The sequence below is a fragment of the Bradyrhizobium sp. Unk1 genome (assembly GCF_059512345.1).
The window spans coordinates 1-19182 of the sequence record NZ_JCAMOP010000075.1 but is presented as its reverse complement, the minus strand read 5'-3'; the positions used below and the strand labels follow the sequence as shown (position 1 = coordinate 19182).

14 protein-coding genes and 4 pseudogenes are annotated in these 19182 nt (G+C 60.6%); 4 read left to right on the top strand and 14 right to left on the bottom strand.

Annotated elements, in window-relative coordinates; translation table 11 throughout:
* Positions 1–274 (top strand): hypothetical protein (locus AC5ZFO_RS45025; protein WP_496123900.1); only part of this gene is annotated, 274 nt, incomplete at its 5' end.
* A gap of 259 nt (positions 275–533) precedes the next feature.
* Here AC5ZFO_RS45025 and AC5ZFO_RS45020 read toward each other — a convergent pair.
* Positions 534–791 carry a hypothetical protein gene (locus AC5ZFO_RS45020; RefSeq protein ID WP_282521357.1) on the bottom strand — a complete coding sequence of 86 codons (258 nt, stop codon included), beginning with the start codon at positions 789–791 and terminating at the stop codon, positions 534–536.
* Between the two features lie 356 nt (positions 792–1147).
* Between AC5ZFO_RS45020 and AC5ZFO_RS45015 the strand changes: the two are divergent.
* Positions 1148–1571: pseudogene (locus AC5ZFO_RS45015) on the top strand (non-homologous end joining protein Ku); the annotation flags it as partial.
* Positions 1572–1593: 22 nt separating this feature from the next.
* On the opposite strand, the gene AC5ZFO_RS45010 reads toward AC5ZFO_RS45015, so the two are convergent.
* Positions 1594–1788, bottom strand: coding sequence for a hypothetical protein (locus AC5ZFO_RS45010; RefSeq protein ID WP_282521358.1), 195 nt, complete (start codon positions 1786–1788; stop codon positions 1594–1596).
* A 1230-nt stretch (positions 1789–3018) separates the two neighbouring features.
* Here AC5ZFO_RS45010 and AC5ZFO_RS45005 point away from each other — a divergent pair.
* Positions 3019–4179 (top strand): sensor histidine kinase, encoded by a 1161-nt coding sequence (locus AC5ZFO_RS45005; RefSeq protein ID WP_282521359.1) that lies wholly within the window; start codon positions 3019–3021, stop codon positions 4177–4179.
* Between the two features lie 633 nt (positions 4180–4812).
* Here AC5ZFO_RS45005 and paoC read toward each other — a convergent pair.
* From paoC to paoA, 3 genes are read right to left on the bottom strand one after another with little or no spacing between them, the layout of a single operon-like run.
* Entirely contained in the window at positions 4813–7032 is a 2220-nt protein-coding gene (gene paoC / locus AC5ZFO_RS45000) for an aldehyde oxidoreductase molybdenum-binding subunit PaoC (protein ID WP_282521360.1), read from the bottom strand.
* Positions 7032–7982: an FAD binding domain-containing protein gene (locus tag AC5ZFO_RS44995; RefSeq protein WP_282521361.1), complete on the bottom strand. Its 951-nt coding sequence runs from the start codon at positions 7980–7982 to the stop codon at positions 7032–7034. Before AC5ZFO_RS44995 ends, paoC begins: the two co-directional genes overlap by 1 nt.
* The gene (gene paoA / locus AC5ZFO_RS44990; protein ID WP_282521362.1) at positions 7979–8548 is read right to left on the bottom strand and encodes an aldehyde dehydrogenase iron-sulfur subunit PaoA; all 570 of its coding nucleotides are present in this window, start codon (positions 8546–8548) and stop codon (positions 7979–7981) included. The genes AC5ZFO_RS44995 and paoA overlap by 4 nt, the downstream gene beginning before the upstream one ends.
* A 217-nt stretch (positions 8549–8765) precedes the next feature.
* Between paoA and AC5ZFO_RS44985 the strand changes: the two are divergent.
* A pseudogene (locus tag AC5ZFO_RS44985) lies at positions 8766–9031 on the top strand (hypothetical protein).
* Here AC5ZFO_RS44985 and AC5ZFO_RS44980 read toward each other — a convergent pair.
* The 9 genes and pseudogenes from AC5ZFO_RS44980 to AC5ZFO_RS44940 form a co-directional block, all read right to left on the bottom strand.
* Complete coding sequence (locus AC5ZFO_RS44980) at positions 9015–10025, bottom strand: alpha/beta fold hydrolase (protein WP_282521363.1); 1011 nt, start codon at positions 10023–10025, stop codon at positions 9015–9017. The pseudogene AC5ZFO_RS44985 and the gene AC5ZFO_RS44980 overlap by 17 nt on opposite strands.
* A 1687-nt stretch (positions 10026–11712) precedes the next feature.
* Positions 11713–11832 (bottom strand): annotated as a pseudogene (locus tag AC5ZFO_RS44975) (VirB3 family type IV secretion system protein); the annotation flags it as partial.
* A complete protein-coding gene (locus tag AC5ZFO_RS44970) occupies positions 11832–12158 on the bottom strand; it encodes a TrbC/VirB2 family type IV secretion system protein (protein ID WP_282521364.1) in 327 nt (108 codons plus the stop codon). The gene AC5ZFO_RS44970 and the pseudogene AC5ZFO_RS44975, both read right to left, overlap by 1 nt.
* Position 12159: 1 nt before the next feature.
* Positions 12160–13065, bottom strand: a pseudogene (gene trbB, locus AC5ZFO_RS44965) (P-type conjugative transfer ATPase TrbB).
* 278 nt (positions 13066–13343) lie between these two features.
* Positions 13344–14678, bottom strand: a complete 1335-nt coding sequence (locus AC5ZFO_RS44960; protein WP_282521365.1) for an MFS transporter — start codon at positions 14676–14678, stop codon at positions 13344–13346.
* Positions 14679–14795: 117 nt separating this feature from the next.
* Positions 14796–15221: a CopG family transcriptional regulator gene (locus tag AC5ZFO_RS44955; protein ID WP_282521366.1), complete on the bottom strand. Its 426-nt coding sequence runs from the start codon at positions 15219–15221 to the stop codon at positions 14796–14798.
* Positions 15222–15227: 6 nt separating this feature from the next.
* The gene (locus AC5ZFO_RS44950) at positions 15228–17213 is read right to left on the bottom strand and encodes a conjugal transfer protein TraG (RefSeq protein ID WP_496123899.1); all 1986 of its coding nucleotides are present in this window, start codon (positions 17211–17213) and stop codon (positions 15228–15230) included.
* 23 nt (positions 17214–17236) lie between these two features.
* Positions 17237–19000 (bottom strand): relaxase/mobilization nuclease domain-containing protein, encoded by a 1764-nt coding sequence (locus tag AC5ZFO_RS44945; protein ID WP_496123898.1) that lies wholly within the window; start codon positions 18998–19000, stop codon positions 17237–17239.
* The coding region (locus AC5ZFO_RS44940; protein WP_496123897.1) for a hypothetical protein at positions 18997–19182 on the bottom strand (186 nt) is incomplete at its 5' end. The genes AC5ZFO_RS44940 and AC5ZFO_RS44945, both read right to left, overlap by 4 nt.

The window sequence follows — 19182 nt, the reverse complement described above, 5'->3', positions numbered from 1 at the left end:
TCCAACTCCACCGCATCGCCCCAACAACGACCGGCGAGGACGCTCCATTTCGAGGTTTTTCAGCAGACTGCTAGAGGTCATGGATTTGCGGCTCCGGCAGTTGGCCGCGGGAAACGGCACCTCTGACGAGATGTTTCTCATGGTGACGGAGAAGCTCGACGCCGCCTCAGCGGCCGGAACGATCTTCATCCACGGCGGCGACTGCGGCCACGTCCTCGATCATTACAGGAAAATAGTCGCGGCGAATGCCCGGCGGCTGTCGGCGGGGCGTTAGGAACGCTGCCGGGGAAGCGGCGTTTCAGCTTCTATGAAACAGTTCTTCTTCGATCTTGCCGGCTCTGTTTCCGCCCATGACAGGGTCGGACATCCATGCGTATCCCGACGCGAGGCGCAGGAGCACGCGAAGTTTATCGCGCATCGCATCCGGAACTCTCGAAGCGCGGGAACTATATCCGGGTACGGGACGAGAGTGGCGCCGAGATTTACGAAGCGCCGATCCACCCCGAACCTTTTCACCGTTCCCCGTACGCGGCCTAGCGCCGGGCGGTCTTCCTTTTAGCGGTCTTCTTCGCCGTACGTTTTTTCGCGGCCTTCTTTTTCTCGACGCGTACGCCCTTAAACTTCTTGGCCGTCTTTTTCTTCTTGCCTGGGCGCTTCACTGCCATGAACTCCCCCGACTTCCTGTCGCGCTTGGTCCAGGCGCTTGCGCCGCCAATCGTGCTCTTCGTCTGAGAGCGCTTTTTCACAGCGCCTTTGCGGGCGTTGTCTCCCGTCGGCTTATTTACCGCCATGCATCCTCCGTCAGCAAGTTTCCCGCACATTAATGCCAGCGATTCCACGAAGTTCCAGCGATGGGAACGACTTCGCGCATGCGGGAGAGCGGGGATATCGTCTGGCTTCGCAGAGGCTCTTGACGCCGGTGCTATAAGAAAGAGGAACAAATTGATTCGGGGCTTTCCCATGAAGACCAATCTCAAGCGATCATCGTCAGGTGGCAGCACCCGGCAGGCGTTTCTCACCCTGCAGGGCTGGGCCCTCGGAACGCTTATCGATCAGGGAGCCGTGACCGAGTGCGACCATCACGGGCATAGGAAAGACCGCTCGGACCCCGACGCATGGGCGAGAGCCAGGTCCGAAGCCTGGGCGCATCGCCCGCGTCGTCCTGACAAACCGCGAGCATATCATAGCCCTTGAAGCCCGCGACAAAGGCCACATGGGGATGCTGCTGCGTTATCCTTACGAACTGCGCAACGCAGCGGAATATTTTGGCGACATTCAGGATGTTAAGATCACGAAGGACATGCTCGATCTCGCAAAACATATCGTTGAACAGAAATCCGGGCCTTTCGAGGCCGAAAAATTCGAAGACCGTTACGAGGCGGCTTTAACCGAACTTCTCGCCAAAAAGGAAGGGCGTCCCGTTGCCGGCAGCGAAGAAACAGCCTCCAAGCAACGTCGTCAGCCTTATGGATGCGCTGCGCGCAAGCATTGGCCAACAAGGGAAAGCTTCGCCCACGCCGGCTGAGCGGGGCAGAGCGAGAAAAGCTGCGAAGACCAAAAAATCAGCATAAGCTCCGCAGGAGAGCGCAGGCTCTACATTTTGCCCTTTTGTTTTTCTTGGGCGCTTTTTCCATCGGAGCTTTTCGAGCGTTCTTCGAAGCGATCCGCGCTCTTGGCAAGATCGTGCCCCGTCTTGCTCTCGGTTTTCGCCTCTTCCTTGGCCGTTGCCTCGCGCAAGCCTTTAGCGGCCCGTCCCCCCGCTTTCGATGATTTTCGTTCGTCGTCCATTTCCAGGTCCTTTCTGATACGCGGTGCGATGTTCTTACGTATTGCTATTCACTGTCTTGCTGTCTGCTAAGGCTAAACGGCGCGTATGAGCCGCCCTAACATCCCCTGCATATACTCTTGATTTTTTTGTCCAATGCTTTGTCCGCGGGCTCGCGGAGGTCTTGGGCTGATCTGGCAGGGGTTCGCTGATCCGCCGCGGCCGATAGCCGCGCGTGGCGATCATGTCGCAGGCTCTTTGCGTCAGTCGCTTGAACGATCGCAAATCCCGAAATGAGGATCGAACAAAGCATGAGCTTTAGCAATTTTTGCAAATCTTCCCTACCGTTCTGTCTGGCTTGTTATTCTCTTGATCGATTTTGGCATAGCTATCCTGCTCGCTCGTCGTCGTCGGCTTCCCGATTCCTCCGGGCGCTGCACCCTGCGCGCTGGCTCCTGAAGATCCTGACGGCACGGCCGTACCGGCGGCATTCGTACCGGGTGCCTGTCGGCCACCTGCGGAGCCGTTAGTTTCTCCCGTTCCCTGATTTGAGCCAGATTGGGTTGAGCCCGCAGCATCAGTGGGATTGGCTCTGGAAGTGTCGTTCACACCCGGCGATGCTCCGCCCGGGTTTGCGGTTGACCCTGCACGGGCCGCACCAGCGCTTGATGGTGACGTTGTGCCCGTTGCCGCTCCGGACGAGGCTGTGCCACCCGCTCCTCCACCGGCGGAGCCACCGCCTCCGCCGCCTCCGCCACCTTGAGCGAACGCGGCGCAGGGAAGGATAATTGCCAGGACAAGCGCAAACCCAGAGACTTTCATACCGCAAGACCTTTAGCGACCAAGCGGCTTCACGTTATTTCGTTCCTATTGCAGCCCGTTGCCACCCTCACCTGCGACGCGGTTGACGTCACCCTACCTGGCACCAACGAGCTCGGTAGTGCACCTCCAGGTATCAGGTCGAGGAACCTCCCCTCTAATCCGGGTTTGGTTCTCGAAGACAAACGGCGAGAACGAAGATGGGAAATACTGGCGTCGGCATGCTGCTCGGCAATACTTCGGTAATCGGAGTTTGGATGCTCTTTATCGGCGCCTTTGTCCTCGGTGGGGCCATTCTATATGGCCTGCTTCAGACCGGAAGGTTGAGCCGGGGCGAGCGCGCGCAGCTTGACCCGGAATACCGAAGCGGCTCAGCGCCGGGACGATCCGCAGAAGTGACCTAGCTGCCTGGGCCTGGCGAAGGCTGGAAGCCGATGGAAGAGCGTAAAACCGAAGGCGACGTGCTCGACAAAGTCCGGCGACACATTCGCATCCTTGTCGATATTGGTCGTCTTTCAGTTGAAGACGCAGACCTGGACCGTTTCCTGGATAAGACTGTTATCCAGATCGCGAGAGCTATCGAGATTCACCACGTAAAAATCCTTCGATATCGTCCTGAGACGTCAGATCTTCTGTTAGTCGCAGGCGTCGGCTGGAAAGACGGTGTCGTGCGCACCGCGACGTTCTCCGTTGACTTGCGCTCGCCCCCCGGCCGGGCTTTTCAAGCAGGGGAGCCAGTAAGCATCAGAAACTTCGCCGAGCAAAACGACTTCATTCGCTCCGAATTTTTAGCCGAGCATGGCATCGTGGCCGTCAGCAACGTACCTGTACTGATAAACGGCGCTGCGTGGGGGGTTTTAGAGGTGGACAGTACGGCACCAAGAGACTTCTCGCAGGACACCACGGAGTTTTTGACCGCTGTGGCGGCCATGATAGGTACCGTGCTGCGCCACAATGCGCGTCCTGATGAGCAAGCGCGTCTAATGGCCGCCGTGGCCGAAGCGCAAAGAGGGCAGATCTTGCTTCGGGAGATGCAACACCGCGTCAAAAATAACTTCCAGCTCGTCTTATCCTCAATCTCAATACAAAAGCGCAGGTACAGCGACCCGGAGTCGCATCGAGCCCTTGATCACGTCGCTAGCCGCATCAATGCGATTTCACTCGCGCATGATCAACTTGCTCCTCGGGCAGAAGGACAGGTCGTCAGACTATCCCATTATATCCGAGCGCTTTGTAGTGCTATCCGTAACCAGGTCGAAGAGGTGGAAGTAGAAGTTGAGTGTGACGAGCTCGAACTGACGATCGACCGAGCGCTCCCGGTGGGACTCATTCTCAATGAGACCGCAATGAACAGTATAAAGCACGCCTTCGGCTCGGGCGGAGGAAAAATCAGAGTCAAATTAATCGGGGGTGTCGATTATAGCCAAGCCCGTCTGACGGTGTCCGACAATGGACGTGGCATGGCAAACCCAAACCAAAACGGCTCGGGCCTCAAACTGATCGCCTCCCTCGCGAGGCAAATAGGCGGCGCCATCGATCAGAGCAGTACCAGCGCGGGCACGACCACAACCCTGACATTCCCATTGATAACGTGACATAGGGCGCCTACTCGATCGGCGCCGGCCGACTGATCATCAAAACCAGCATTTTAATGGCCAGTACATGAGCCGCTACGGATGCAGGCTGCAAAGTTGGCGGCTCACCACCATCGCTCACTGGGTTCTTTATTCCCGACAAAGCAATCTCGGTGCAAGAAAAGCAATCACCCGAAGATTGCGCAGTTAAAGGGTAAAACGAAGCCCGGCATGCGAACACGCCGAGCTTCGTATCCGCAGAGCATGGTCGGCAAACTCTTTGGACCTGGGAGCTTTACAACGGTTCAGTGCGCTTGTCTTGATCGTTAACGAACAGTCGCGCTGTCAGCACAATGTCGATCATGCGCTTGAGCGGTTCACCTATGCAGGGCTATTTTAAGGCGGGTGCCCAAGAGCATTCAGGCACACCGCCGGAGCCGTATCCGCTCAGAAAAAAAACGTCGTCCGTCGGCGGTAGCTACTCCAGCACAGGCTCCACGTGTGTCCTTGCAAATTAATGTCGAGAACCAGATCATACCACCGCCTTTCGGAGGCAGCCGTGATGGTCAGGCCAGCGGTCCTGACTTAATGCTACTCGACAACGCGGCGGCAGGTGGGTCGTCCCATGGGTTATCTACTCTGCACCGCCTTGCGCTAGGCCACCACGGGTAACGCAGCGATTTGCTTGTCGAGGGTCACCGGGTAGTTTCGCACCCGAACGCCAGTCGCATTATAGACGGCATTTGCGACCGCAGCGGCTACCCCGCATATGCCGAGCTCGGCCACGCCCTTCGCCTTCATCGGCGAGACCTTGTCATCGGCCTCCTCGAGAAAGATCACTTCCTGATGCGGTATGTCGGCATGGACCGGTACTTCATAACCGGCAAGGTCGTGGTTGACGAAGAAGCCACGGCGTTTGTCTACCGCCAATTCCTCCATAAGCGCCGCGCCAACGCCCATGGTCATGGCTCCGATCACCTGACTTCGCGCGGTCGTCGGATTCAGGATGCGGCCCGCAGCACAGACGGCGAGCATGCGCCGTACCCGAATTTCGCCCGTGAAGGCGTCGACGGCGACTTCGACGAAGTGAGCACCGAACGTCGATTGCTGAAAGGTCTTGCCGAGAGCTCCCCATTCCATCGTGTCTTCGGCGACGAGCTCGCCGGCGTGGACGGCGTCAACCAGCTTCGCCGATCGATTGCCGGCGCGCACTTGACCATCCTCGAACGTCGCCTCCGCTGAGTTGAAGCCGAGCCGCTGCGCCACGGCTTCCCGCAGCTTGACGCACGCCGCGTAGACGCCCGAAGTCGAACTGTTGGCACCGAACTGCCCTCCGGATCCGGAAGAGACCGGGAAGGAGGAGTCGCCGAGCCGAACCACGACCTTTTCCATGTCGATACCCATCATCTCGGCAGCGGTCTGCGCGATGATCGTGTAACTGCCGGTGCCGATGTCCGTCATATCGGTCTCGACGGTGACGAGCCCGTCCTGCCCCAGATAGACGCGCGCGCCGGACGGAACAAGCAAGTTGTTCCGGAAGGCGGCTGCCACACCCGTTCCAATCAACCAGCTTCCCTCGCGCCTATTCGCAGGATTCGAATTGCGGTTTCGCCAGCCAAAGCGCTCTGCGCCCTCGCGCAGACACTGCACCAGGTTTCGCTGAGAGAACGGCCGGTCCGGTTTCTCCGGGTCGACCTGGGTGTCGTTGACGATGCGCAGTTCGACAGGATCCATCCCGAGTTTCTCCGCCAATTCGTCCATCGCGATCTCGAGCGCCATCATTCCCGGCGCCTCGCCAGGCGCGCGCATCGAATTTCCCTCGGGCAAGTCCAGGACGGCCAGTCGCATCGAGGTCAGACGACTGGGCCCCGCGTACAGCAGCCTCGTCTGATTGATCGCAGTCTCGGGCTGGCCCTCAGGAAGATCGCCCGAGCCGCTTTCGTGGGCAATTGCCATGATGTGCCCGTCGTGGGCCGCGCCGATCCGGATGCGCTGCCGGGTGGCCGGACGATGCGTCGTGTTGTTGGGAATCAGCGGACGCGGCAGCGTGACTTTCACTGGTCGGCCCGCCGCCTTTGCTCCAAGGGCCGCCATCACAGCGTCGGAGCGCAGGAACAGCTTGCCGCCGAAGCCGCCGCCGACATAAGGCGATACGAAGCGAACGTTTTCCTTCGGGATTCCGAGCGTAGTCGCCAGATCCGACCGGCCCCAGTCGATCATCTGGTTGGATGTCCAAACGGTCAACTTGTCTCCTTTCCATTCGGCGATGGATGCATGGGGCTCCATCATCGAATGGCTCTGGTCGGGGGTCGTATAGAGTTCGTCAAGCTTGACGGGAGCTCGAGAGAAAGCCTGCTGAAAGTCGCCAGTGCGGCTTTCGGGAGGTGCGTCCTTGTCGGGACTGTTAGGGTCCTTTGCAAGCGGCGCCTCCTTCAACGCTTCGACGAGATCGAAGCTGCCTTCTTTGCGTGAATACTTTATCCCGACCAGTGCCGCGGCCGCCCGCGCCTGCTCGAACGTCTCCGCCACCACGACCGCGATTGCCTGATGATAATGATCCACTTCAGGGCCGCCGAGCAGCTTGGCCGTGTTGAATTTTCCCTTGCCGAGCTTTCCGGCATTATCAGCCGTCACGACGGCGATGACCCCCGCGGCGCGCTCCGCGGCCTGCACATCCATGTGCTCAATGCGACCCTTGCTTATCGCCGATGCCACGATGACGCCGTAGGCCGGGTTGGCCACCACGTCCTTATGCTCATAGGCGTACGTTGCCCTTCCCGACGTCTTCAATGGACCGTCGATGCGGGGGTGCGCGCGTCCCACGACCCGCATGCGGTCGATCGGGTTGGCTCCAGCGGGTTTATCGAACTTCATCACTGTCTCGCTTCGTTTATGGCGGCCGCCACCGTCCGTTCGACGAGAGGTAGCTTGAACGCGTTGTCCTGGGTGGGTTTTGCATCGGCCAGCAGCCCAGCGGCGAAGGGCTTGGCGCCTTTCGGCAACTCGGCCTCGGCTTCCTCAACCCGCCACGGCTTGTGGGCCACGCCGCCAACTGCCACACGACCCGTCCCATCGCGCTGAAGAATGGCGGCGACAGAGACAAGGGCGAACGCATAGGAGGCGCGATCACGAACCTTTCGGTAGATGTGATTACCGCTGACCGGAGGCGGCAACGTCACCGCCGTGATGAGTTCGCCGGAGTAAAGCGAAGTCTCGATGTGCGGAGAGTCTCCGGGAAGCCGGTGAAAATCAGCAACGGGAATCTTTCGCGCCTGCCCCGCCGGATCCACGGTCTCGACCTCGGCGTCCAGCACCCGCATGGCGACCGCCATGTCTGACGGATGGGTGGCTATGCATGCCTCGCTGACGCCGATTATCCCGAGTTGTCGGCTGACGCCGTCGATCGCGGCACAGCCCGCACCCGGGCTTCGCTTATTGCATGGTTGGTTCGTGTCGTAGAAGTAGGGACAGCGGGTCCGCTGCAGGAGATTTCCCGCGGTCGTCGCCTTGTTGCGGAGCTGACCGGAAGCGCCGGCGAGAAGCGCTCGGCTGAGAACGGCGTAGTCCCGCCGGACGCGCAGGTCAGCGGCAAGACTGGTATTCCGGACCAACGCGCCAATGCGCAGTCCGCCCTCTGGGGTTGTCTCGATCATATCGAGGCCCAGTCCGTTGACGTCGATGAGGTGGTCCGGCGTCTCGATCTCCAACTTCATCAGATCGAGCAGATTGGTACCACCTGCGATAAACTTCGCGCCTTCGATTCTCTGCGCCTTGGCGGCGGCTTCCTGGGCCGACGTGGCACGTTCGTAGGTAAACTCCTTCATGTGCTGCTCTCCGCGACCTGGGCTATTGCGTCGGCGATGTTGGAGTAGGCGCCGCAGCGGCAGATATTCCCGCTCATTCGTTCCCGGAGTTCGGCATTCGTGAGCTCGGGATGAGACGTCAGATCAACGCTGGCGTGGCTCGGGATGCCCGCTTTGATCTCCTCGAGCACCGCGACCGCCGAGCAGATTTGCCCGGGCGTGCAGTATCCGCACTGATAGCCGTCGTGCTCGACGAAGGCAGCCTGCATCGGATGAAGGTGGTCCGGCTCCCCCAGTCCTTCGATCGTCGTGATCTTGTCACCTTCGTGCATGACGGCAAGCGTGAGACACGAATTGATGCGCACGCCGTTGACGATGACCGTGCAGGCGCCGCACTGACCGTGATCGCACCCCTTCTTCGTGCCGGTGAGGTGAGCATGCTCGCGCAGCGCATCGAGTAGCGTGGTGCGAGTGTCGAGACGAAAATTGAGCGGCTCGCCATTCACCTCGAACGAGACATCGAAGCCCCGCCGTGCGGCATCGGAACTGGTCGCTGGCGCTTCCCCGCCCGAACCTAGCCCGATCATGGCCGTCCCGCCCACCAAGACGCCTCGCCTTCACATTTCCTGTTCGGTGGATTTGCAGATGTCATCTGCGGATCTCCCTCTGAGCATGGACGGACGCAGGATAAGTCTTCTGTCGCCATAGGGTTCATACGATCATCTCGGGCCGTGCAGTCGTCACCGATCGGGGTTCCAAGCAGCGGTAAGTTTCGGGCGACCCGCTCGGCAGAAGGACTCGTTTCTGCAGGAGCAAAAGCTACGGATCAGGACGCTACGCGGCTGGGCGATCGACGTATTGCTGGTGGCCGGCGCCATCCACGAATGCGAGGAGCACAGTGAGGCGAGAGACCAGCCGATCCGCACGCGCGCCCACGCGCCCTCCGTCTCGCCCGTCAGGATCCGCTCGATGGCATCTCTCCAGACGAAGCGAACGCAGAAGTCTGGGACGTCCTGGACTCGATGGGCGACACTTGCCCGGAGTGCCCGCCGACTAACGATCGGCCGTGATGACGCGTGCCGGATCGCGAGCGCCTTGGACTGAAATGGAGGCCACCTCATCGACGGCCGCCATCAACTCCGAAGTGTTAGTCTGCTGGATCATATGCCCCGCCCCAGCGATGCGTCGCAGCCTGCTGTGACTGATCATGCGATGCAATCGCGCGGATTGCTCGACGTCGATCAAGCGGTCGTCCTCGCCCGCAATTATGACCATTGGCATCTTGATTTCGCGGTAGGTCTTCGAAGCCGCCCCAGCCATCGGAACCATCATCGCGGACTCCTCTGCACTAGCGTGGAGCTGCGACGGTCTCACAGCCATTTCGACCGGGAAGCCGGCGAACTTTCCCGGGACCGGCTGCGGTCCGAAGACCTTGCGCAAGAGGGTTGGCCACATCAACCGGGCAAGGACCGGCGAGATGGTGTTGCTGATAACGTCTCCCAGTACGGGGATCGCCGGAACGGACGGCGCCGCCAGATCGAGGCGAGAAGTCGGAAAATAGTATCCCGACGCGAGCACCAGCCCTTCAACGAGAGCGGGGTGCCTTGTGGCCAGTGCGACGGCGATCAAAGCCGCCCACGAATGCCCAAGCACGATCGCACGCTGAATGCCCAACCGTTCGAGGGCCTTCCGGAACAAGTCCGCCTGTTCGTTCGGCCCCCAAACACCGCCCCGGGGCCTCGAGCTGTGGCCGAAGCCCGGGCGATCGAACGCGATTACCCTGTACTTCTCAGCCGCGCGGTCGATCAGGCCGCTCGACTGCAGATCCTCGATCATTGTGCCGTTGCCGTGGAGCAGAAGCAGCGGACGGCCGCTGCCGCGCTCCACGTAGTGGAGCCGAACGCCATCGACATCGATGAATTTGCCTCGATGTGGATTTGCGCGTTCCGCCTTCCGCGCAAGCTGTCGGTTTACCAGGGCCGTCGCCGCCAGCAGGACGGCGCCGCCGGCGACCACCGCGACAGCCGGCCTAAACGATGAAGAACTTGTGCGCGATAGAGCCATGTGTGGTGCCTCGGAATGGTCTGCCCGATGAAAATGCCAGTGCGGAATGGAGCAGAGGATCGAACACCCGCGACTTCGGTACGTTCCTGCCGCGCTGGTGTGATCAATGCATTTAGTCACTTGCTTGCCTCCTATGCTTCATTGGCTTTCATGCACGACCCTATTTGGGCTTCTGGCCTCAGCCGATCCGGCGTCCCCGGAGGGCGAAATGGAACTTGGAACTCGGCTCGGCCGGGCGTTCGAGTAAGTCGGACGACAGCACCCGGCCCCTAATCCGATGGCTTGGCAAGCAACACCGGGTGAAGACAGCAAAGAAAGGCTCGTTCAAAGCAAGACTTTCCATGAGGGTCTGCTCACGGAAGTGATGAACTGATGGGCCGCATCGCTTCGACGGTCGCCCGTCACGTGCCCAGCATGCAGTCGCGCTATCCCTCGGTGAAAGGGTTGGCGAGCCAGCCTGTGTCCGATGTGTGCCTCTCTCTTAGCAGCCTATCCACCCATGCCGCCGAGTTCTGACCGGAGCGCCATTAAGGTGGTGGGCGGACGAGTTCAGGGGGGCTAAGGGAGCGCGGTCGTTTCGAAATGAGGGGCCGAAGAACAGCGCATTCAAAGCGAGGTTTTTCCCTTAAGTCGTACGTCCATTAATTCGACATGTTGGAGTCAAGAAGCGCCAGAAGTGAGCGCACCACTACCAGTCGCCGTCGTCCGATCGTGGTCGTGACGATACACCCAGCTCCTATCAACTCGTAAAGCTTCGTGCGTCCTAAGCCGGTCACTTGGCATGCATCGTCAATCGTGCAGGAGAGCCGCTGAGCGAATGGCACTGTGCACGGCTCTGCGGTTTTCGGAGGGGATAGACTCACTTGTGACTGTTGGCCGCTAGTTTTCTCTCGTCGATTGTATCCCACGTGGCCTCCTCTTCACACAAAGCTCGACAGGACAAGAGTCGATTGTGCGACGGGCAACGTCAATGCGAACACCCGAGGGCGATCGCGTAAGAGAGCGCACATTGGCGGCGATTTGAACATTTTCGGACATCAAGGGCGCCGCGGAAATTTTTCGCGAATGCGCCAGCCAGAGTGATGCTTGGTGCCGAGGCTAGCCTTTTAATTGTCGGCAGAAATTTCCCCGGACGTTCGCCGAGAGCTCCGGCGCGCTGCCGTCGAGTTGCCAATGGGAAAGATCAGACACCGTCCCCTCCAGCTGCTATCCGCTTCAGTATAGCACACCGCAATTACGATCTCAGTCCGCGCGTAGCCGGCTGGTCCGGGCCGGGAAACGCCGTAGACGTCGAAACCATTTTTCGAAGCCGCGACACATTCCTGAAACCGAACAGGATCAAGCTGCCGCCATTGGACCAGATGGGGATGCGGTGATGCGGACATTCATCGAAACCCTTTACCGCGATTATTGCCTGCCCCGGCTGCGGGAGATGCGGAAGCTTGATATCTCGCACTGACCCATAAGTGATACTCAAAGATATCCGATCGCGTTCGCCGTACTGTCGGCCTTCGGGATCGCCATCGCGGTCTGGGCCGCCATGGGGCAACCGCCCGCGAATCATCCGAAGAAACCCGGCTCTCGCCTCGTGCTGAATCCATCAGACGCTTCCTGTGGCTAAGGAACCGGCCGTCGTTTTCAACCGTTCGGTCAATGCTCATCGGTCTTGGTACCCGTCTGGAACGGGTACGCAGGCGGCCAATGTACCGTTGACGATTGCGACCGATCGCGGCGCCCCGCCCATCAGGATGGGTTCGGTGAGCGCGCGATGAACGGGCACCACGAAACCTGCGACTGGCTCATCCATCAGATCACCACGCCGCCGCCAAAGGAGAAGAACGACAGGAAGAAGCTCGAGGCCGCGAACGCGATCGACAGACCGAACACGATCTGGATCAGTCGCCGAAAGCCACCGGACGAATCGCCGAAGGCGAGCGTGAGTCCTGTAATAACGATGATGATGACGGCGATGATCTTGGCGACCGGACCTTCAACCGACTGCAGGATTTGATTGAGTGGCTGTTCCCACGGCATGTTCGAGCCAGCCGCCCATGCCGGCGCCGTCGTTAGAAGAACGGTACCGAAGGCTGCGAGTGAAGCGGCTTCTCGAAGAAAGCGAAATTGCGGACGCATGTCAGTCTCCTGCTGGTGAAAGGCTGTAGTCGTCCCAAGCCCCGCGACGAGGGCGAGTTCGGCAAGGCGACGATCAGTGCCGCGACCGGCGAGCACGGCGACAAGGTTGATGGTCTCGGCGATCAGCGCGCGCGGAACCGTGATGACGGCTTCCTGAATGAGCTGCTCGAGCCGTCGGAGCGCCCAGTGCGGTGCCGGCGTGAATGGTGCCGATGCCACCGGGATGACCGGTGCCCCAGGCCTTGAGCAAGTCGAGCGCTTCGGCGCCCCGGACTTCGCCGATCGGGATGCGGTCAGGACGCAATCGAAGCGAGGAGCGGACAAGGTCAGATAAGGTGGCCACGCCGTCCTTGGTCCGCAGCGCCACGAGGTTGGGCGCCTTGCATTGGAGTTCGCGTGTATCTTCGATCAGAACGACGCGATCGGAGGTCTTTGCAACCTCGGCCAAGAGCGCGTTGGTCAAGGTTGTCTTGCCGGTCGACGTACCGCCTGCGACGAGGATGTTCTTGCGCGCGGCGACCGCGGCCCTTAAGGCGCAGGCCTGATCTGATGTCATCGTTCCCGCGGCCACATAGTCGTCGAGTGTGAAGACCGCGACCGCGGGCTTACGGATAGCGAAGGCGGGAGCCGCAACGACTGGAGGTAACAACCCTTCAAAGCGCTCGCCGGTCACAGGTAGCTCGGCAGAGACGCGTGGCGAGCCAGCATGCACCTCAGCGCCTACGTGGTGTGCCACCAGACGAACGATACGCTCGCCGTCCGCCGCAGACAAAGTTTCGCCGGTATCAGTGAGGCCACTAGACAGCCGATCAACCCACAACCGTCCATCCGGATTGAGCATCACCTCGATGATTGTGTCGTCTTCCAGGTAGCCCGCAATGGCTGCGCCAAGCGCACTACGCAGCATTCGCGCACCACGCGAATTTGCCTCCGATTGAAAGGATTGGATCACCACCGTCGCCCCCACCGAATGAGGACGTTTAGAGAGCGTCCTCAGATGGGTTGATTAGAAAAGCCACTGAGCGATTTGGGGCAACAAGCGCTTACGGTGATCGTAGGCTGGCGTAGAAAAAGAAAGACCGGGAACAGATATTTGACGCCTGCTCGAATGAACAAGTTCAATAGCGATGGATTTTGATCAGTGTTCGTCGGGAAGGGTTTGCGCGCAACGCTGCAGATCGCGGCTCACCACTCCGCATCGCCATCGATCGGTATTAGTACGATCGCTTGCTCGTATGAAATTGCCGATTCAACTGACTCGGAAACGCTAGCCGGCGCGAAGAAGGCAATTGAACCCATCCACCTAGTGAAGGATCGGAGCGACGGTAGCGCGAACCAAACCAACGCCCCGATCTGCAGTGCAGCGTTGACACCAAATGCGATCTGATATGCCAGGATGGGCCCATGGCTACCATCCGTGCGCCATTGCTCCAAAATCAAGCCTGTCCCGTATTGAGCCAAAAATGCCCATCCGAAGTGCAGTACGTTCAAGGCACCGTTGGCACGTCCGGCAAGCTCTGGCGGAAAGTAATCAGCTATGACTGCAAAACTGACCACGGTCGCCGTTCCGACAATGGCGACAACAGACCACGGCAATATGGAGGGCAAAGGCGCGCGCAGGATCAAGGCAAGCTCGGCTGCGATGAAGAGCATCGCGACCACTGCCAATATTGTTTCCGCACCGCCCCCTCTTCGTCGGATGCAGTGGACCGTTGTGCCGAACAACCAAGCACCGCCGCAAAGTACGATCGACATGATGAATAGCTGTCCGACGAGGCTCTCACGACCAAGTCCCTCTACGTCCGTCAGCCACGGTGCCGCCCACAATCCCTGCAGAGACCAGGCTGATCCCACGCAAGTCGCCGACAACGGGGCAATTCGCCAGAAGCGCTTGTCGCTAAAAACGGAACCAAGCGTGGCGGGAGTTAATCCTATTGATGGGGTGGTGACACGTTCAGGGACCACGATGTAGACGAGCACGGCCGTGGCACCGGTCGCGGTCGCCAGGATTTCAAAGAGCTGTCGCCAGCCGATCCAGACGAGCAGATGTTCGGCAGGGGTCGTGGCAGTCACCGCTCCGAACGAACCCAGCATGATCATGTAGCCGTTCAGCAAGGCCGCTCGTTCCTTGGGAAACCAAAGAACGATGGATTTCAACCCGGCCGTCAGCGCGGCCGCCACCCCAAGGCCGATCATTGCTCGCGAAATCAAGAGCGACGGCAATCCCGTCGACGTCGCGAACAGGCCGGCACCCGCGGCGGCGACCAAGAGCAATGCACTTTGCACGCGACGCGGGCCAAAGCGGTCCAGCAATATACCGATGGGGATCTGAGCCGCCGCGAAGACGAAGAAGTAGACCGACGTAAGCAACCCGAGGTCAGAGGTCCTGAGTCCGATATCCGAGATCAGATGGCCGGAGATCAGAGCGTTGATCGTTCGAAACAGGTATGAAAGATAGTATCCAGCGGCGAACGGGAGAAAAACGCGCGCGATAAGACGCCATGCCGCTGAACTCTGCATCTGGCCCCCTTGCTCCTAAGCTCATTCGGGCCGATAGCGCGTCGAACTCCTTGTCGGCTTGGCTAAATTGCTGCGGTCGTGGGCTGGCGTAGAAAAAGGAGGGCCGGCGTCGTTCAATCAGGTATCGCTGCTCGTTTCCTGACGAACGATGTCTTCCGGAATTTCGCGCAGAAAACTCTGACCCTTCTGCAAGCGACGTCCGAGCGCTTCGACAAACCCTTCAAAGCGCTCTCGCCCCTTGAGCTGTGCGGCGGCCTGCGCGTCGTTGGGCAACGGCGGCGTGATCGTCAGCCAGAAGCGGATGAAGAGGGCCAGGGTTTCGGCGGTCAGGCCGACGTCACGCTCCAGCCTCTGCATCTGACGCGATAGGCGATCCAATCGACGGGTGAACGCCGCCTCCTTCCTGTCTGCTCCGTCTGGTGACAGAAAGGACGCAACTGCCGCTTCCACGATCGCAGACCTGGAAAGATTCTTCCGATCCGCAAGATCCGCGATCTGCTTCAGAAGCTCCGGCGGAAAGTACACATTCATGCGATCGCGCATGTTGGCTCACAGCTCCATGCCGTCATCCGGGTCCATCGCGACTTGACGGGCGACGCCACGCATCTGCTGACGGAGCAGCCGAGATTGGCGGACCGCATCCTCGTCGTCGTCAAGAACAACGGCAAATTCTTCCGCCGGCGTTGAATCGGTGGTCTCCTTGACGATCGCGACATGATCGGGGAGCTCGGGCTCACGGCGGAGTCCACCATTGGCCGCGTCCTCCCCCTGCCCTGCCGCGCCGGACGCATCCGTCGTCGGCTTGAGCGGTCCGAGCATCGACCATCCGTCCGTTCGTGATGATCGGCCGGAGGCCGCCGGATCGGGCGGCGGTAACACCCGCTCGGTCAACCGGCGATCCTCGTAATAGCGAGCCTTCATTGCCCGGATCGGCGGCGTGCCCGCGAGCATGACAATTTCGTCTCGCGGCGGAAGCTGCATGACCTCGCCGGGGGTCAAGAGTGGTCTTGCCGTCTCCTGTCGGGATACCATGAGGTGTCCCAGCCAGGGGTTCAATCTATGACCAGCATAATTCTTCATCGCGCGCATTTCGGTCGCCGTGCCCAGCGCGTCGGATACCCGTTTGGCCGTCCGCTCGTCGTTGGTCGCGAAGCTGACCCGGACGTGGCAGTTGTCGAGAATGGCGTTGTTCGGCCCATAGGCCTTCTCGATCTGATTGAGCGATTGCGCGATCAAAAAGCTCTTGATGCCGTAACCCGCAATGAAGGCCAGCGCGGACTCGAAGAAATCGAGCCGCCCGAGCGCCGGGAACTCGTCGAGCATCATCAAGACACGGTGCCGGCGGTTGCTGGCGTGCAAGTCCTCGGTCAGGCGCCGCCCGATCTGATTCAGCACGAGACGAATTAGGGGCTTGGTCCGCGAGATGTCGGAAGGCGGCACCACGAGATAAAGCGTCGTCGGACGAGTATCCGCGATCAAGTCGGCAATCCGCCAGTCGCAGCGGCGGGTCACCCGGGCCACCACGGGATCGCGGTAAAGACCGAGGAATGACATCGCCGTGGACAGGACACCGGAGCGTTCATTCTCGGACTTGTTGAGCAGTTCGCGCGCGGTCGAGGCGACCACGGGATGTGCGCCCTGCTCGCCGAGGTGCGAGGTGGTCATCATAGCCTTCAGCGTCGCCTCGATCGGCCGCTTCGGGTCGGACAGGAAGGCGGCCACACCGGCCAAGGTTTTGTCGGCCTCGGCGTAGAGGACGTGAAGGATGGCACCCACCAGGAGCGAATGACTGGTCTTCTCCCAATGGTTTCGCTTGTCGAGTGAGCCTTCGGGGTCAACCAGGACGTCGGCGACATTCTGGACGTCGCGGACCTCCCACTCCCCGCGCCGGACCTCGATCAGCGGATTGTAGGCAGACGAATTTGCATTGGTCGGGTCGAATAACAGGACGCGGCCGTGCCGCGAGCGGAAACCGGCCGTCAGTTGCCAGTTCTCGCCCTTGATGTCGTGAACGATGGCCGAGCCGGGCCAAGTTAGCAGCGAGGGGACGACGAGACCGACACCTTTGCCGGAGCGGGTGGGAGCAAAACACAACACGTGTTCGGGTCCATCATGGCGCACGTAATCATCGTCGAGCTTGCCCAGCACCACGCCATCTGGACCGAGAAGACCGGCCGCTCTCACCTCTTCCAGACCGGCCCAGCGCGCCGAGCCATAGGTCTCAACATTCTTGGCCTCGCGGGCCCGCCACACCGACATGCCGATCGCCGCCGCGATCGAAACGAAGGTCCCCGACGCCGCAATGAAGGCCCCCTCGACAAACACCTGAGGCGCATAGGCATCGTAGACGAACCACCACCAGAAGAAGATCGGCGGATAGTAGATCTTCCAGCCCCTCAACTCGAACCACGGCCGCCCAAGTTCCGGCTGGTAGGCAAGCCTCCAAGCGGTCCACTCGGTTGCTCCCCAGATGGCCGTTAAAACGATCAGGCCGACAACGATCACTTGTCCCCAGAGGATCTTGGTTCCTGACATCCCGACGGTCCTTCCGTAACCTGCTAGAGGCCGAGGTCTCGCTTCCGACCAAAGCCCCATTCGATGCCACCGCCGTCCTTCACGACGCCGGTCACGTGTTGGCCGAACTTCTTCTCGAGCTCGCGAGACCAGGGCACGAGCTGAAAGCCAAGCCCGTCATCGATCATGGCGAACCGGACCGAGGCGAGCGTCAGCCGCTGGCGATACGTGCCTGCCACATGCTCGCCGGACGCCGCCTTTACGTGAGGCAGGCCGGAGTCTACCGAGACCTTGGCTCCGACCTCGTCCAGTTCGCGTCGACGCAGCGTGTTCAGCAGATCGCGTTGCAGGATGACACGCTGGCCCTGCCGCCGTGCCAGGCCGTCCTCAATCAGATGCTCGGTCCGGGCTTCCATGGCGTCACGGGCCTCGCGGCCGAATCCACCCATGGCGAGCGGCATCGGATCGCGTTCGACCAACCGGTGGTCAAGCCAGGTTGCTCCTCTCGCGGTGACCTGCTCACCAAGATCGAGATCGGAACGGGGCGCGAGCACCACGGTGGGTTGCGGATCGCCGTTTTGACCAAAGCGTCGGACTTCGACGATTCCACCCGCCGGCGGAGCATGCTCGAAGGCTTCAATCCCCGGGAGGCGGACGTGGTGCGCACGTCCGTCTGTTCCGTCGATCACCGCATAAGCCTCTCCGGTCAGTTCGTCATGCAATCCTCGATCAATCAAGCGTCCGACGATCTGAGATGTCGGCCTTCCACCTTCGATGACGTAGTCGGCAATACCGCGCACCTCACCACGCTCGGTAAAGGCGCGGTGCATCGTCTTGATGATGTCGCCGCGCATCCCGAGGTCGCGCAAGCTGCGTTCGGCCTCGAGCCCGACCATCCATTCGCCAGGTGCCGCTGACGCCGCAAGGCCCATCTTATCCAGGTGCTGGAGGCGGCCTACCATCAGGCGCCGGATCTCGGGATCCGATCTGCCGGCACTATCGGGACGAAGATCGATATAGCCGGTTTCGTCGGCCGCCCGCCGGATCTCGTGATCAAGCCGCGTCCATCGCTCTGCCGTGACTTCCCTCTCCAGCGATTTACGGATCTCGTGCTCTGGTTTCGGACCCAGTTCGATCGCGACCAATTCCTCGGCGCGTGAGCGCAGGCCTCGGCTGATGTAGTCGCGGGAGATCACGAGATCAGTGCCGCCCTCAACGACTCCCCGAACCAGAAGATGGACGTGAGGATTGTCCGTATTCCAGTGATCAACAGCGCCCCAATCGAGCCGCGTGCCGAGGTCGATCTCCATTTGCCGGGCGAGATCGCGGGTGAAAGCCCTGAGGTCGGTCATCTCGCCGGCATCCTCGGGCGAGATGATGAACCGAAAATGATGCCGATCGTCCTGGCACCGTTCCGCAAACGCCCGGGCATCGGCTCGGTCGCTGCCGGCGTCGAACATCTCGGCTCTCTCACCGCTCTGAGTGACGCCGTCGCGCTTCAAGTACGAAAGATGGGCCGTCAGCGGCGCCGAGCGGAATGCTCGCCCCTTGTGACGAACAACGCGCGCTTTTACCACGGCGCGCCGCGTCGGGCTGAACAATCGGCTGCGGCTAAACGCGAGCCTACCGCGGCCAAACGCCGAGCGCCCATAGGCTGCGGAACGCCTGCCGGCCACTGCCTGACCCGAGGTGTGTCCAGCTTTCTTCGCGGCACGCAGCACCTGGTTGATAAAGCTCTTTTGCTTCGGCGCGCGGGTACTGCGGATGCGCCCGGGCCGAACACGCAGGTCGCTGTCGCGCACGCTCACGGCAGGACTTCCAAACGATCAAAAGCGCGCACGGTGCCAAAAACGCTATTGATTGCATTCGCTAAAATGCAAAGCGCGGCACGCGCCCCGACCGGCCGGCACGCGAGAACCCAAGCCATGCCAATGGCTTGCGGTTCGACCGGCGAGCCCCTTTTATCTCGCCCTCTTAATCGGTCGTTGCT

Excerpts from the sequence above, each read along its gene's own strand:
- AC5ZFO_RS44980 (WP_282521363.1), bottom strand. The coding sequence starts at position 10,025 with ATGGCTCTATCGCGCACAAGTTCTTCATCGTTTAGGCCGGCTGTCGCG.
- AC5ZFO_RS45005 (WP_282521359.1), top strand. The coding sequence starts at position 3,019 with ATGGAAGAGCGTAAAACCGAAGGCGACGTGCTCGACAAAGTCCGGCGA.
- AC5ZFO_RS45010 (WP_282521358.1), bottom strand. The coding sequence starts at position 1,788 with ATGGACGACGAACGAAAATCATCGAAAGCGGGGGGACGGGCCGCTAAA.
- AC5ZFO_RS44950 (WP_496123899.1), bottom strand. The coding sequence starts at position 17,213 with ATGTCAGGAACCAAGATCCTCTGGGGACAAGTGATCGTTGTCGGCCTG.
- AC5ZFO_RS44970 (WP_282521364.1), bottom strand. The coding sequence starts at position 12,158 with ATGCGTCCGCAATTTCGCTTTCTTCGAGAAGCCGCTTCACTCGCAGCC.
- paoA (WP_282521362.1), bottom strand. The coding sequence starts at position 8,548 with ATGATCGGGCTAGGTTCGGGCGGGGAAGCGCCAGCGACCAGTTCCGAT.
- AC5ZFO_RS45020 (WP_282521357.1), bottom strand. The coding sequence starts at position 791 with ATGGCGGTAAATAAGCCGACGGGAGACAACGCCCGCAAAGGCGCTGTG.
- AC5ZFO_RS44955 (WP_282521366.1), bottom strand. The coding sequence starts at position 15,221 with ATGCGCGATCGCATGAATGTGTACTTTCCGCCGGAGCTTCTGAAGCAG.
- paoC (WP_282521360.1), bottom strand. The coding sequence starts at position 7,032 with ATGAAGTTCGATAAACCCGCTGGAGCCAACCCGATCGACCGCATGCGG.
- AC5ZFO_RS44960 (WP_282521365.1), bottom strand. The coding sequence starts at position 14,678 with ATGCAGAGTTCAGCGGCATGGCGTCTTATCGCGCGCGTTTTTCTCCCG.
- AC5ZFO_RS44995 (WP_282521361.1), bottom strand. The coding sequence starts at position 7,982 with ATGAAGGAGTTTACCTACGAACGTGCCACGTCGGCCCAGGAAGCCGCC.